At 45.3% G+C, this 14,753-nt stretch carries 10 protein-coding genes; 9 read left to right on the top strand and 1 reads right to left on the bottom strand.

What is annotated here, in order from left to right; translation table 11 throughout:
- Positions 1-460: 460 nt before the first annotated feature.
- The 7 genes from EL628_RS24440 to EL628_RS24470 all read left to right on the top strand — a co-directional run bounded on the left by EL628_RS24440 (position 461) and on the right by EL628_RS24470 (position 11,436).
- Complete coding sequence (locus EL628_RS24440; RefSeq protein WP_126582621.1) at positions 461-1,096, top strand: hypothetical protein; 636 nt, start codon at positions 461-463, stop codon at positions 1,094-1,096.
- 11 nt (positions 1,097-1,107) lie between these two features.
- Positions 1,108-2,475, top strand: a complete 1,368-nt coding sequence (locus EL628_RS24445; protein WP_126582622.1) for a 7-cyano-7-deazaguanine synthase — start codon at positions 1,108-1,110, stop codon at positions 2,473-2,475.
- Between the two features lie 44 nt (positions 2,476-2,519).
- Positions 2,520-3,740 carry a helix-turn-helix domain-containing protein gene (locus EL628_RS24450; protein WP_218028986.1) on the top strand — a complete coding sequence of 407 codons (1,221 nt, stop codon included), beginning with the start codon at positions 2,520-2,522 and terminating at the stop codon, positions 3,738-3,740.
- 184 nt (positions 3,741-3,924) lie between these two features.
- On the top strand, positions 3,925-4,320 hold the full coding sequence (locus EL628_RS24455; RefSeq protein WP_126582624.1) for a hypothetical protein: 396 nt from the start codon (positions 3,925-3,927) through the stop codon (positions 4,318-4,320).
- A gap of 1,812 nt (positions 4,321-6,132) precedes the next feature.
- The gene (locus EL628_RS24460) at positions 6,133-7,296 is read left to right on the top strand and encodes a glycoside hydrolase family 99-like domain-containing protein (protein WP_126582625.1); all 1,164 of its coding nucleotides are present in this window, start codon (positions 6,133-6,135) and stop codon (positions 7,294-7,296) included.
- Positions 7,297-7,298: 2 nt separating this feature from the next.
- The gene (locus EL628_RS24465; protein WP_126582626.1) at positions 7,299-9,662 is read left to right on the top strand and encodes an alpha-L-rhamnosidase-related protein; all 2,364 of its coding nucleotides are present in this window, start codon (positions 7,299-7,301) and stop codon (positions 9,660-9,662) included.
- Between the two features lie 409 nt (positions 9,663-10,071).
- The gene (locus EL628_RS24470; RefSeq protein ID WP_126582627.1) at positions 10,072-11,436 is read left to right on the top strand and encodes a hypothetical protein; all 1,365 of its coding nucleotides are present in this window, start codon (positions 10,072-10,074) and stop codon (positions 11,434-11,436) included.
- A 152-nt stretch (positions 11,437-11,588) separates the two neighbouring features.
- Here EL628_RS24470 and EL628_RS24475 read toward each other — a convergent pair whose 3' ends face one another.
- On the bottom strand, positions 11,589-12,644 hold the full coding sequence (locus EL628_RS24475; RefSeq protein WP_126582628.1) for a LacI family DNA-binding transcriptional regulator: 1,056 nt from the start codon (positions 12,642-12,644) through the stop codon (positions 11,589-11,591).
- Between the two features lie 425 nt (positions 12,645-13,069).
- On the opposite strand from EL628_RS24475, the gene EL628_RS24480 reads away from it, so the two are divergent.
- The gene (locus tag EL628_RS24480; RefSeq protein ID WP_126582629.1) at positions 13,070-13,687 is read left to right on the top strand and encodes a carbohydrate ABC transporter permease; all 618 of its coding nucleotides are present in this window, start codon (positions 13,070-13,072) and stop codon (positions 13,685-13,687) included.
- A 36-nt stretch (positions 13,688-13,723) separates the two neighbouring features.
- Positions 13,724-14,638: a carbohydrate ABC transporter permease gene (locus EL628_RS24485; protein WP_218028987.1), complete on the top strand. Its 915-nt coding sequence runs from the start codon at positions 13,724-13,726 to the stop codon at positions 14,636-14,638.
- Positions 14,639-14,753: the final 115 nt, after the last annotated feature.

Consider the following 14,753-nt stretch of genomic DNA (forward strand, 5'->3'; position numbering starts at 1 on the left):
ATCACTAGAAATATCTACTTCTGTGAATCATTTATCGAATGGCTCATTCACTTTTGAAAAGTGCCTGTGGTGTGCATGGATGAAGATCGCATCACAGCTTTGACGAGAGATCCTGAAGGGAACCTGTTTTTTCTGCTTGCTCTGGAGTGTTCGCCGAAAAGATCAACCACTTCCACGTGAATATGCTTACTTGGATGTTGGAAGCAGTCGATCCAGAAAGGGAGAACCGCTCTTCTCTCCACATAGAGAAATTTGAACGTAGAACAGGGTTTGCTTGTTTGTGCGCCTGTCAATTGTCATTTTTCAAACAAAATAATTTCATTTTTATGGATAAAATTGTTGACATGTCAGATTTTAGTGACTATAATTATGGAGATACACCATGATACACCACCTGTAATGCGTCATCGTGAGCGAGTAGAAAAGTATGATGAGCCATGTGTTCAGAGGTGAGAAGCTTATGCCTGATGGTGATGAGGTACGCGAAACGGTAGGACGAAACTATCAAGGTGCCTATAAAAGAATATGTGCGGACAAAAGTGAAGACGATGATTTGGTGATTGCCGTTGTGCGCTCAACTGTCGAGCGCCTGAAGAAGTATGGAGATGAAGCTGTTCAGCTTGTAGCAAATATAGCCCATTTATGTGAAGCTATGCATCTGGACATATCCTTGTTCAGTCGTTCTATTGACTATGCCGTATTGAGAGAAAATATAGCTACTATTGCGCAAGAAACCTGTATGGATAAAAGAGCAAAGAACCTTGTGTTACAGGGGTGTAAAGAATCTATAGAAATGATTCGTCGGGGAGGAAACGTTTCCAATATCCATATTGAAATGTTACAAAGTTACTTTTGGAGCGTCTACCGGTCCGACTTTGAGGCCTATGTTGAATCTGGGAAAGACCACATGCATAACGCATCACCTTCAGTCGTGAATGCAACCCTGGCTCGTATGAGACCACACGTGCGAGAGCGATTGCAACAGTTTGCTGAACGAGCGTATCGAGATAACACTCTCACGACATTTCGTCCAAGACTGCGGTACTCAGGAAAAGAGAAAGGGGTTCCAATAGACCTCAACCTGTTAAACATCTAGGAGATGAATGCATGAAGAGCGATTTTGATTATACATATGAGTACCAGAGTATTCACGATGAACTCAAAAAAGGACACGTGCTACGTGTTGATCATTGGACTGGAGAGGCCAGGAATCTTAACATTGCCCTCTGGGATAGAGATTTATTGCTGCGGACAACTGCTGATGAGGTGAGCTCCTTGATTGCTGATTTAAGCGATCTAGCAGTCGCTGTCTACGTTGCAGATCATCTTTCCGAGAGAAGAAAAAAGAGAACGACACGTCTCCTTATCAATCTCCCAATACGGAGCGTTGAATTAAGAGAGAGGAGTACGTTCAAGCAGGAATTGCGTGATCTCTTATACTGGTTTACGGAAGACCTATGGAGTTTTCAGTTTAGTACGTATCGAACTAATGGGCGTCAATCGGAGTTGCATAAGCGTCTGATCTCTGATTATCCAAAGTCATCGAGACGCGTTGCTTTGTGGAGTGGAGGATTGGATGCGCTGGCGGGACTCTATCTGCAACTGGTGCAAGAACCGGAAACGGATTATACTCTAGTAAGTACAGGAAGTAGCCTGATGATGGGAGGGAAGCAAAAAAAAGTTTTTCAGCAAATGAATGAGATCTTTCCAGGGAGACTGAAATTAATCCAACTCCCGATCCGTCTTGGGAAAAAAGAGGTGAAAACCGAACAGGGTAATCGAACACGTGGTTTTGTGTTCCTCTTGTTAGGAGCACTCTGCGCCCTCCAGGAAATGCAACATACGTTGTACATTCATGAGAATGGTATTGGAGCAATCAATCTTCCATTTCGTGATTGTGAAGTTGGTTTAGATCACTCTCGTTCGGTTCATCCTCTCACACTTGCACGAATGGGTACCTTTCTTGAGAAACTTCTCGGCCATCCCTTTTCATTCGAGAATCCATTTTTGGGGACAACGAAAGCTGAAATGTGTCAGCGTCTCTTGCGGGAGCATCCTGAGATTGTTTTCTCCACGATGAGTTGTGATCATTGGCATCGAGAGATCCCTTTACAGTGTGGATATTGCTCGTCCTGTTTGTTAAGGCGTCAGGCAATAGCCGTTTCTGGTATTGAGGATACACTGTCCTATAGGATTACCGCTGCGAAAGATAGAAAAAGGCAAAAAACTGATGGTGTCCATCTCAGAGCAATGCTTGCTCAAGTGGATACGTTGCGCGATATACGAGACACAAAAGAGGGCGACATCTGGGGAGCACTTATTGCGAAATATCCAGTGTTAGATGACATAGTCAGACAAGATGAAAGAGCTGAGAAGCAACAGCAAGTAAAGAACCAATTGTTGCATTTATACCAGACATATGTGAAGGAATGGGATCAAGTGAGCCCTCTTATACAAGAGGATATGCATCTTTAAAACATGAGAGCTCCACAAAGCAGCTTGATGAAAGAGGAATGAACATGAATGATATCTTAGAAACAATTGACATGAACATGTTAGGGAAAGAGCTTCAGCAAGCGCGTGTGAAAAAAGGGCTGACTCAAGAACAAGCTGCTCGTATTATCGATGTTGCACGTACGACAATGCTCTCGATTGAAAAGGGTGATAGACGTATTAAAGCTCATGAGTTGATAGCATTAGCATCTGCTTATGATGTACAAATAAGCGACTTTCTGCGGGATCGCTCAAATCTCAACTGGTCAAAGCCACAATTTCGTGGCCCTACATTAAGAACAGAGCAAGATGATCAGATTATTGCGCCCTATATTGAACAATTGGCTCAGTTGGCCCGCAATTATTTTGAACTAGAAAGAATAAATGCTGCACCATTCCTTCGAAAATATCCCCAAGAATATAGCATTGGTGGCCTGTCGACACGTGAAGCAGCTGAAAACATTGCTATAGAAGAACGAATACGTCTAGGAATAGGCGATGGACAAATCCCTGTATTACGTGATATTCTTGAACAAGATGTGGGTATACGCATTTTCTACTATCCATTGCCTCCAAAGTTCTCTGCAATTTATTTATTTGAAGAACAAGTAGGAGGGTGTATCGCAATCAATAGTAACCATCCTGAGGAACGCCGTCGCTGGTCGTTAGCTCACGATTATGGCCATTTTCTGATTCATCGAACCAAACCTATTGTGACGAGTGAAGATGGGTATCAGCGGAAACCTGAAAGTGAACGTGTGGCAGATGAATTTGCAGGCTATTTTCTTCTCCCTACCAGCGGTGTCACCCGGCGTTTCAACGATATTCGGAGAGCCAAAAAAGCGGTGACGCCAGCTGATTTATGTACGCTTGCTGATTATTATGGAGTCTCGGTGGAAGCCATGACCCGGCGGTTAGAAGATCTAAAATTATTATCATCTGGGATATGGGAGAAATTACAGGCTCGTGGTTTTAAAGTGCGTGAAATGCAGAAACAGTTGGGGATAAATTTCAGAGAGGACCAGATACAAAAACTGCCAAAACGATATCAATATCTGGCGCTTGATGCTTTTGAGCAAAATTTAATGAGTGAAGGTATGCTGGCGCAGTTCTTAGATATTGATCTATTAGATACAAGGGCCCTTGTAGAGAGTATGAAAGGAGAGAGCATGGACGCTAATGCTTCGGTTGCATTGTTTCATGCGAGTGAGGAAGTCTCAATGCAAGAGGATGAGCATGATAGATGATATCGTCTGGAGGGAAGCATGTATGCTCACTCCGTCCTGTCTTATGAACCTGTATGCATCAGGTCAAATGGAACGTATTCTAAAATCTCTTCCTGTTGCTGCAATGTGTGCTGCAATGATCTCTACGAAACCATATTGTATCTACAGTGGGCCTGAGGAGGATGTTACTCAGAAGAAAGAATCAGTGAATATACAACCTTTTGTCGAGAAGAATTTGTTATCTATTGCCGCAATGGATCGTGATATGATGACAACTGCGGTAAATATATCATCGAGAGGTGTGATCGATGATGGAGAAGTTATTCCTGGTGCTATTGCCTTCCATAATCGATGGCTGCTCGTAACGGATAATCTCTATACCAGAACACTCTTTTCGCAGCACTTACCAGAACTCTCATCTCTATCCACAATTGATATATTTAAATATTGGGCAGATATGCTCTGTCCAGGAGCTCAAGAGATTGAAGATGCGGTCAAAAGCATGTATAAACGAGCGCGTTATATGCCTCATACAGGTCATCGATGGTATCACTGGTGGGATCATTTAAGGCAAAATTCGAGCAATATGCGGGGCAAATAATTTCTGTATGTGATAAGAGGTCATTCGTCTGGTTAATACGTCTAATGAAGAGACATCGTCTCTTCAGAAAGAATTATTGTGAATGCAGCAATGCACTCACATTTCTCCACCCCGTCGTAGGCGACCTGGACAAGCACAGCGCCCCGATCCTCGAACTCTCCTTCCATTTTTGGTATGAACTGACTACCTCGTACTTCATAGAAGCGACGGGCAAAGGTATTGCAAACATTAAGGGGTCAGGTACGATTGCGTTGCATCAGAAGGCAGAGGAGATGCCGGATCTGCAAGTAACGTTTGTGATGCAGTGAGAAATATCATCGCAATCAGGACGCACTGCTCACGCCTTCGGAGCAGCGTCAACTCGCCAACCTACGCACGCAGCTTTCTATTGTGCAATGAGTCGAGTTTGATACAATTGAGCGAGCGTATGGTGAACTGTCCTGGTCAACTGGGCCCTTGGGAAAGATAGCGACCGCTTTACTCAGCAACCAACCATGATTGAACAGGTTACCACTTTACGAATACCGAAGCTGGTCATTCAGGGTGCGCTTGACCCGCACCCTACCAGAGTAGCCCAGCATTTTGCGAAGTTGGTGCCATCCGCCAGCTACATTGAGCTTCCTCATGTGGGACATTTACCATGGATAGAACAGCCAGATCTCTTGAAAGAAGTCCTCCGGCCATTTCTGACACCTCTCTTGTGAGCCGTGAAAAAGCGGAAAAGGGATACTTACTTATGAGCTGATCCAACGTTCCTTCAAACAATTGGCACCTCACCTCAAGCATGAAGTGCACCCCTATGTGATTTCACCATATCAATTCAGGCATGCGATAGCCACCGAGCAGAAAAAATGCGCGGGAGAAGTCTGAGCAAAAGCGCCAGGCCACCTTTGCTGCAATTCGGGAGCTTCAACTTTGATCGCTACGAAGGCATGCACCGGGCTCCCTGGGGCGATCAACTCCCCTTTCATCTTCGCTAGTTAAGACCCTCCCGTTCTCAATAAGCGCATCACAATTTTCTTGCTGTGTACAGACGTGAAAAAAGGCACTCTTTTAAGACCACCGTGTTGGATGGACCTGTTGACACAGCGCCGTCAATGCTTAGGAACATAAACTGGAGTCAGGATGACATAGAGAGGCCGAGTTGTGGGTTTCAGACGAGAGTTTCCAACCTCTGGAGACTCTCCGAAAACTGGTCAAGGTTACAATCAGCGTGTTTTTTGGTTGAGAAAGTCCGTTGATGAACAACGCTTTTCATTGATTGAGTGCATCAGGAAGAGCGGAAAGTTATGTATAGTTGTACTAGAGAATAAGCTCCCGAGGCTCTCATAGAACAAGAAGGATATCATGTTTGGACAATGGGAGATCAGGTATGCAGAGCAATGATTGGGTCAGGTCTCTCCTTTTTCTTTCTTCTTTTCCCTCGAAGCGTTTCTCTTTCTCTCTTTTTCCCTGGTTCACACTTGTTGTGAGCCAGGAGAGACAAACGGGGTAGTTTGTTTCGACGTGATGCATACGCACTGGAACCTTTACTCCCACGAGCGGAACGGTTCAGCACTTTGCCTTCACCGCGCAGACCGTCTCGTTTGTACGAGTGCAGGGCACCAATCTTCCGGGGAATGATGGTGGTACGTATAGAATGGCTTTTGCTGAAGTTGAAGCATCCTAACATTGGGTAATTGTTCAAAGCTCTGATTCTTCGCGCTCATAATAGGAAGAAGGAGATTTCATCATGCTGGAGATACTTCTATTCTCCTGGTAAAAGTATCTCCAGCATGATGAATCCACCGCTCTATAGAAAGAAAGATTGGTATGACTAGTATGCATCAAGATTATATTGTCGGGGTCTATTATTTCCCCAACTATCATCGCGACGTCCGCAATGATGAGTGGATGGGAGAAGGCTGGACTGAGTGGGATCTGCTACGGCAGGCGCAGCCGCGCTATCCTGGGCATCGCCAACCGCGTGTCTCTGCCTGGGGCCAATTTGATGAGTCGGACCCGGTATGGGCGGCACGTGAGATTGATCTGGCTACTGATCATGGTGTGAATACTTTTCTCTATGATTGGTACTGGTATGATCAGCGTCCCTATCTACAGGATGCCCTTGAGCGTGGTTTCTTGCAGGCGCCGAATCGAGAGCGGATGAATTTTGCGCTGATGTGGGCCAATCACGATTTCCGCTCTATCTTCCCCGCCCCGCCTTCGAAAGATCAGCAGTTGTTGGCCCGGGGGAGTGTGACTGCCGAGCAGTTCGACGTAATGACTGATTATATCATCGATCATTACTTTTCTCACCCAAATTATCTTAAAGTGAACAATGCTCCCTACTTTGCGATCTATGATCTGGGAACATTTGTGAAAGGGCTTGGTGGATTAGAAGCCGCGCATAACGCGATAGAACAATTCCGTACCAAAGTGCGGGCTCTTGGATGGTCAGATTTGCATTTACATGGACATATTTTTAGTCGAACGATTCTTACCAGCGAAATGAGTCTCACTAATCCCAGCGAGGTGATTGAGCAACTCGGGCTGGCCAGCACAAGTATTTATGCATGGCCACATTTTTATGATCCAGATGCTGGAGGTTTTCCGAAAAGCGATTACCGACTGGCCATGGCATCGATTCATGAAGCGGAAGAACAGTACCGGACTGCTTCTGTCCCATATTATCCCTGTGTCTCTGTTGGTTGGGATTCTACCCCCCGTACTCCAGCCGAAGAGCCATATATCGCGTACGGCTATCCCTGGACCGCAGTCCTTGAGGGAAATACACCTGAAGCATTTCGTGAAGCCCTACAATGGGCGAAAGCATATGCTGACCAGACGCAAGCACAGACGCCACGCATTATTACTATCAATGCCTGGAATGAGTGGACTGAAGGAAGTTATCTTTTACCTGATACCGATTATGGGAATGCCTATCTGGATGTTGTGCATGAGGTCTTCGGGCCATCACGAGAAATGAAGAGCTAGCGATGCGTGTGATCCTTAGTAATCCTCCCTATGAGCCACACCTCCAATCGGAGCACCGCTGGCCCTGTGCCTGGATTTCACACCCTGCAGCACCTGTGCCGCCATTTGTCACCGCCTATCGTTGTTCAGTTGTACTCAACACTGCAGGGCGTATTCGATTGCATATAAGTGCCGATGAGCGGTATGTTTTCTATCTTGATGGCGAGGTTATTGGGCGGGGAAGCGAACGGGGAACACCTGAGCTCTGGTACGTGGAAACGTATGATCTGGATGTGCTGGCTGGCGAGCATATGTTCGTTGCAGTTGTCTGGTCTCTTGGTGAACTGCGTCCAGCAGCTCAAACAACTGTTGCTCCTGGCTTTCTCTGTTCGCCGCAAGAGCCTGAGTATCAGCAAATGTTAGGGACGGGCATTGCCCCATGGCAGGTCAAGCTGCTTGAGGGATATGGCTTTGCGCTCGATCCATATCTGCCACCTCCCTATGCCTTTGGACCAGGGCAGGTGCTCGATGGCCGAAAGCTGCCCTGGGGATATGAACAAGGTGCCGGTGCTGGCTGGGTCGATGCTCACAGAGACGCGTATGCTGGTGTTCGTTACAACCGTTATGGGTTTGCTTCTCGTCTGGAAGAGCCTGCCACTCTTCCTCCCCAATCAACGGTTTTGCGTCGTGCTGGTATTGTTCGTCATATTGACGACTGTGCTGATGATGCGCGAGTAGAGGTGCAACAGCATCGAGAAGATGAGGCACTCGGATGGGATCAGCTCATCCAGCGCGATGTAGCACTTATTTTGCCCCCACAAACGACTCGGCGTATACTTCTTGATTTGCAGGACTACATGTGTGCTTACCCACATGTTACCGTTTCTAACGGAGAGGGGAGTGTGGTCCGTATTGCATGGGCGGAATCGCTTTTCCATGATCGTAGCCTGTCAGAAAAAGGGAATCGTCACATTATCCATAATAAATATTTTAGGGGGTATCAAGATACTTTCGTCCCCGATAGTGGGGGGCAGCGGCACTTTACCACGCTCTGGTGGCGTAGCGGACGCTACTTGCTACTATCGATTACTACTGGCGAGCAACCGTTGCTGATGACGCGGCTTCAGCTGGAAGAAACCTGTTATCCACTCGAGCAAGAAACGCACTTTACAACGAATGATATTCATTTAAACTCGATTACTGGATTGAGTCTGCGTACATTGCAAATGTGCATGCATGAAATCTATATTGATTGTCCTTATTATGAGCAATTGATGTATGTAAGTGATACGCGTTTGATGTGCCTGGTAACAATGGTTATTACCCACGATGATCGACTGGTTCGTAAAGCTATTGCTCAATTTGGCGCTGCACGTTTGAGCAATGGTTTGATCCGTGCCAGTGTTCCCGGAATGCACTCACAAGTGATCCCTTCTTTTACCTTATGGTGGGTTGGTATGGTCTACGATTATGCATTATGGCGAGGTGAACCAGAGTTTGTGTATCAGTACATGCCAGTTGTGCGCATGATTATCGAGACTTTTCTGGCACGCATAAATCTGCAGGGGCTGATCCAGGTACAGGAGGGATGGAATTTTATTGATGGCGTTCCTGAATGGGAAGATGGAAATGCTCCCGACGATGATCATAGTCGTATTACAGGGATGAATCATTGGCAGGTAGTGCTGGCGCTGGAGTATGCTGCAGCCCTGGAGGAGTGGATTGGCGAAGATGAATTAGCACAGCGTAACCGGCGACTCCAAAAGCAGTTAGCCATAAATGGTATCGAAACGTTCTGGGTCGCAGAGCGAGGTTTGTTCGCAGATGATTGTAGTCATACACGTTTTTCAGAGCATACACAATGTCTTGCGTTACTGAGTAACACCCTGCCAGAGTTCCAGCGAACAAGCCTTGCAGACACGCTCTTTACGTCGCCAGATCTTACACGCATGACGATTTCGTTTAGACACTATCTTTTTGAGGCCTGTGCTTTACTCAACAGGCCTGATGTTCTTTTAAAACTCCTGGATGTGTGGTATGAGCTGCTGGCCAATGGCTTATATACAACCATAGAAGCGCCAGAACCAACGCGTTCAGATTGTCATGGTTGGGGAACGCATCCGCTTTACCATCAGTTTGCAACCCTGCTGGGTATTCGTCCTGCAGAAATGGGCTTTGGCACAGTGGTTATTCATCCCCGTTTTGGGTCGTTGCAGCGGTTGAGCGGCAAGATGGTCCATCCCTCAGGCTTTATTGTGGCAGATCTTGTGCGCACTGATGAACACTTGACTGGTAGCATTGAGTTACCTGATGGGGTAACTGGTTGGTTAGAGTATGCCGATCAGCAGATAGAATTACGCTCAGGCTACCAAAAAATAAGTGTGTAAGGCTGCATAGACTCTTTCGCGAAACACTCTTCCACCCAAAAGAGCGTTTCGCGAAGCAGATAAACCTCTAAAAAATATGTCCAGCCAATCTTTTGAAATAAAAATTTTCGAAAATAATTCACTGTAGTGGGTTGCAAAGCTATTGGCTGACTCTTCGTTGAGAAACGTTGTGATAAGATTTGCCCCGGGAACAGATAGAGAGGTGCCGAAAATACTTCTTTTTGCTCGATTTTCAGATACCTTGACAATAGCTTAGCTCTCTATTATACTTTCCTTGAAAGAATATTTTCCTTAATTTTTCGAAAAATTAAGGAAAATTACTTACTTTTTAATTCATGCTTTTCGTTACTGGAAACAGTTGTACCCAAAGATCAAGTACATCGAGGTCTTGAATGAGCAATACACGTATATGGACACCTCGATCTACTATGGTATCTACAAATCATTTTACCAGACCATCAACTACATCAATCAGACATTGAATCCAGATATCCCGCTGCTGGTTGGTGGGCCTACGACTGGCAACGATCAGTGGCAGTATTTTCTGGATACGTACAAAGCGGACACTGATCCCGCAAAACGACTCGACTTTCTATCGTACCATCCCTATATGTTTAATGGTAGCCGTCCCAACTATGGGCCTCTGGATTATCAAAACCAGTATAAGGGGGTGCGACAGTATCTTGATGGTCTATTGGCTGCACGTGGACTTTCTACAGGTATTCCAATTATTGCCTCGGAGTATGGTGCTTACCCGGTAGATAGTAGCAATAACCGTTTGATGTCTACTGCTGCTGATGCATCAATAGACTACTACTTTCTTGATGAATCGAATACGTATCCGATCCGTTTTGCAACGCGCAAAGACAACGAAGAAGGAGTCGAGGCATTTTTTAATCAGTTTGCCATCCAGCCTGGCAAGGTCACGACACAATACAATTTGATGCTCATGCAAAGCCAGATGAAAACAACGCGTGTTGCAGCCAGTTCTGACTCATTGGATACACATGGCTTTGGCGTTTATGGCGAGGCCAGTAGCGATGAGAGTGGTGTTTCAGTGATGGCGTGGAACTATCAGAGTGATCGTAGTATCCAGAACTCCTACACGACAACCATCAATGTCAACAATCTACCAGCTCAATTCAGCGGCAAAAACATCCGCGTACAGCGTTATCTGATTGATGCTACTCACAGTAACAACCAGTTTGATGCCAGTAATTCGGATCTACAGCAGGTCGAAGATACCACTTTAGCCCCCAATAGTTCGTTCAGCGAGACAGTGAGCCTCGGCCCGAATGCAATGACCCAGATCATTCTGACCTCTGTCAGCGATTCTACTGGCAACACTATCACCGATAATCTGAATGATTGGAGTCAGCTTGGAACGAATGGTTCACATAGCGATAATTGGCGTTTTGATGCCAGCAATGGTGCAAACTTTGAAGGTGACACCTCGCGAGCTACCAGGACAAGCGATAGTGTCGAAACAATTGTGTATAATTACACAAACATCAGTACTTTCTCTGCACGCATCTACTACTTTAATGGAGCAGCTAGCCCGATAAAGTTTTACATCTCTGGAGATGGCAGGAATTGGACACCTCTCTCCGTAAGTGCGGCCTCGACAGCATATATTACAGGCAACTGGACGCGTAGCGTGTTTAGCCCATCAACATCTTTTTCATCAGGAACGAACTATGTGAAAGTTGAGTTTTCTAGCGATAGTAATATCTGGACACCACAACTCTCACAGATGACCTTTACGACAGGCTAAATCATCTGTTTTGAGTAACTGGAGTGAGGGCCATTGAAAAACAAGGCCCTCCCCTTTCAGCTCCCAAAAAAGAAAAGAGCTATATATGTAGAAAACTTCATTCGCTTCAAAATGGCCTGGTTAGATGTTTGTTGGACGCATAACAAAACTTGTTATAATGGGCTTTTAGCGCATGATTGACGTATAATTAAGCTTGTTGGAAGTTCGACACGTGTGCTATCTAATGGTTTATTCTCCAATAGACGAAGCAGCATTGATGTCGCAGTGCGCCCCATCTCAAATAACGGCTGTCTTACCGTTGTCAATGTAGGCAGCATTTGAGAGGCAATAGGGATATCGTCAAAACCAATGACGCTTATGTCCTGAGGGATGCGGATACCTCGTTCAAAAAGTGCTTTATAGACACCAATTGCTTGTGTGTCGTTGCTAGCAAAGATGGCTGTAGGAGGATCTGGTAAATTTAAAAGAGCATTTGCTTCCTGATAGCCCGACTTAATACCTTCAGCTTCTTCAAAGACGCCATGACGAATTAAAGCAGAGTCGACTGGAAAACCTTCTTCGGATAGCACGGTATGATAGCCAGCTAAACGATCACGTGCACAGGCTAACGTGAGCGGTCCGGTAATTATCCCAATGCGTCGATGCCCTAAAGAAAAGAGATGGGCGACAGCGGAGCGCCCACCTGCAAAGTTGTTGATACCAACTGATGGAACTGTTGGGCCTAATTCGCTTAAATGATCGACTATTACAAAAGGGAGATGTTGTTGTTGTAAAGTATCTTCTACCTGCGCATGGTGTTGATCTCCGAAAACTAAAATTACTCCATTCAACGCTGTATCTGACAATTGCATCAGCCACTGATGAGCATGGGTAGGCTCATTGCTGCGCTTTATCAGTATCAGATGATGATTTATTTCATTTAAACCTGTATCAACCCCGCGTAGGATCTCTAATTCATAGGAGCTCTCTAACAAAGGTAGAACCAGACAGACAGCCGTTTTTTCTCCATTTCGTGCTCTTTGTAGGGCACGCTGATCAAGATAGCCATGCTCTAACAGAATCTGTTCGACACGCTCACGTGTTGCCTGAGAACCATCATATTGCCGGCGGAGCACTTTTGATACGGTTGGCACTGAGACTCCAGCTACTTCAGCGATCTGAGCCATGGTCATTTTCTTTCTGGTGATAATCTGACTCCTCTTCTTCATGCTTACTCTTTTCTCTGTTTTGATAAAATCTATTTCAAAAAAATTATACACTGTTTTTCAAAAATTTACGAGACTTTATGAGACCATTTCCATTTCTTTGCTTTCCCTTTGTTGTTATTTGTCTGTAAAAACGCCCAAACGACCTGGTTTTTGATGCTTCTCTGAAAAGGATTGACAAGCTAATCGTTCCATTGTATGCTCATCATAGTAATTATTTTTTGAAATATTTTCAAAAAATAATTACTATGATAGTAAGGTTTTTGTGAACCTGTGACAAAAATTGTCTGGCGGTAGTGTGTATTGACTGGCTAGTTTTTCATACAGAGAGTTGCATGTATCACTATTTGACGCGGTTGCTGTTATTTTAGTACCAATGGAGGTATGACACATGTCGCATCTATCTGCATCTGGCAATCTAGTCCCATATTCCCGTTTTTCTCGACGACGTTTCCTTTTTCTATACTCCTTCAATTATTCCTGTTGTTGCCTCAGCGATCATCTGGCAGCTCATTTTTGATCGGAATTCAGGGGTGGCCAACGCGTTTGTTGAACTTTTTGGAGGTCATGCGGTTTCCTGGCTGCTTGATCCGACCGTCTTTTTTGCTCTCATTGTGATGGTGCTCTGGGGGGTAGGAGGTGGTATGGTGCTTTCGCTTGCTGGACTGCAAAGCATACCTCAGGAATTGATTGAAGCAGCACGAGTTGATGGCGCAAATGTGTTCCAGAGCTTTTTTCGTATTACTTTACCGATCCTTTCACCGGTTCTCTTTTTTCAAGCGGTGACAGGTACGATTTATGCGCTGCAGACTCTGATACAACCGCTGTTGCTATCACAAAATAAAGGCATTGGCCATTATGCTGGAACCATTCAACGCAGTAACTACCTGTATATGGTTCATGTGTATGAGCAATTTTTTGCTAATCAACGCTTTGGCTACGGTTCAGCCCTTCTGTGGATCCTGTTTGCTATTATTCTTGCTGTCACATTGCTTGTTTTTCGGTCTAGCACATTCTGGGTTTATTACGAAGTTGATCAGGAGTAGCTGGCTGATCTGTAAGAAAGGAAGCGCTTCTCAAAAATGCTCATATCACACACATCCGTTCAACCTGAACGTACAGGAGAAAATTCCAGCAATACAATGCAATCTGTGCAAAAAACAAAGAGACAGAATAGAGAGCTCAGGCGTGATGCAATGGTGCTGATCACGCTTTTGATCCTGGCACTCCTTTTTGTAGGACCGCTGCTCTGGCTGATAGGCGTGGCGCTGAAGACACCTGATGAGCTTTCAGCGTATCCTATTCGGTGGCTACCAGCAGTTTTTCAATGGGAAAATTTTGCCCGCGCGCTCACTATGATTGATTTCTGGCGCTATCTGACCAATACACTGGAACTGGCAACGATCTATGCAAGCCTGGTCACTGTCTCATCAGCGCTGGTTGGGTTTGGTTTTGCACGCTTACGCGGTAAAGGAAAACAGTTGTTGTTTCTTGTCATGCTTTCAACCATTATGTTGCCACCAATTTTGACTGTTATCCCCACGTATTCGCTTTTCACTCATTTACAATTGATCGATAGTTACTGGCCCTGGGTGTTATGGGGTATTGCCAGCACACCGACAATTACGTTTCTTTTTCGACAACACTTTTCAACCATCCCTGTTGCTTTAGAGGAGGCTGCGCTGCTTGATGGCGCTTCCTACTTCCATATCTTCTGGCGCATTTTTCTGCCTCTGTCAATTCCAATCTGCGTAACGGCCTTTATTCTTTCATTTACCTGGGCCTGGGGTGATTATTTTTCACAGGCGCTTTTCCTTAGTGATGATCAGGCAACTCTGGCTGTGGCGATTGCAAATGGATACAGTGATCCTACAGGTATGCCATTTACGAACATTTTAGCTGCAGGGACGCTACTGTATATCGTCCCTATCCTGATCCTTTTTTTGTTCGCGCAACGGACTTTTGTTCGCGGTATTGTTTTGTCTGGATTGAAGTAGCACGTCTTGAGCCATCCTAAAGTTTTAAAAGCCGACCAATTCAGGATGGCTCGTATCTCCCAGCACTTTATCGGTGTCTGTTTGAACTTCCAACTCGCAGGCCTCATGAAAATTC

This window comes from Tengunoibacter tsumagoiensis, from assembly GCF_003967535.1.
Lineage (GTDB): Bacteria > Chloroflexota > Ktedonobacteria > Ktedonobacterales > Ktedonobacteraceae > Tengunoibacter > Tengunoibacter tsumagoiensis.

What these genes read in the sequence shown, in the direction of transcription:
- EL628_RS24440 (WP_126582621.1), top strand. Translation starts at nt 461, where the DNA reads ATGCCTGATGGTGATGAGGTACGCGAAACGGTAGGACGAAACTATCAA.
- EL628_RS24445 (WP_126582622.1), top strand. Translation starts at nt 1,108, where the DNA reads ATGAAGAGCGATTTTGATTATACATATGAGTACCAGAGTATTCACGAT.
- EL628_RS24450 (WP_218028986.1), top strand. Translation starts at nt 2,520, where the DNA reads ATGAATGATATCTTAGAAACAATTGACATGAACATGTTAGGGAAAGAG.
- EL628_RS24460 (WP_126582625.1), top strand. Translation starts at nt 6,133, where the DNA reads ATGACTAGTATGCATCAAGATTATATTGTCGGGGTCTATTATTTCCCC.
- EL628_RS24465 (WP_126582626.1), top strand. Translation starts at nt 7,299, where the DNA reads ATGCGTGTGATCCTTAGTAATCCTCCCTATGAGCCACACCTCCAATCG.
- EL628_RS24470 (WP_126582627.1), top strand. Translation starts at nt 10,072, where the DNA reads ATGGACACCTCGATCTACTATGGTATCTACAAATCATTTTACCAGACC.
- EL628_RS24475 (WP_126582628.1), bottom strand. Translation starts at nt 12,644, where the DNA reads ATGAAGAAGAGGAGTCAGATTATCACCAGAAAGAAAATGACCATGGCT.
- EL628_RS24485 (WP_218028987.1), top strand. Translation starts at nt 13,724, where the DNA reads ATGCTCATATCACACACATCCGTTCAACCTGAACGTACAGGAGAAAAT.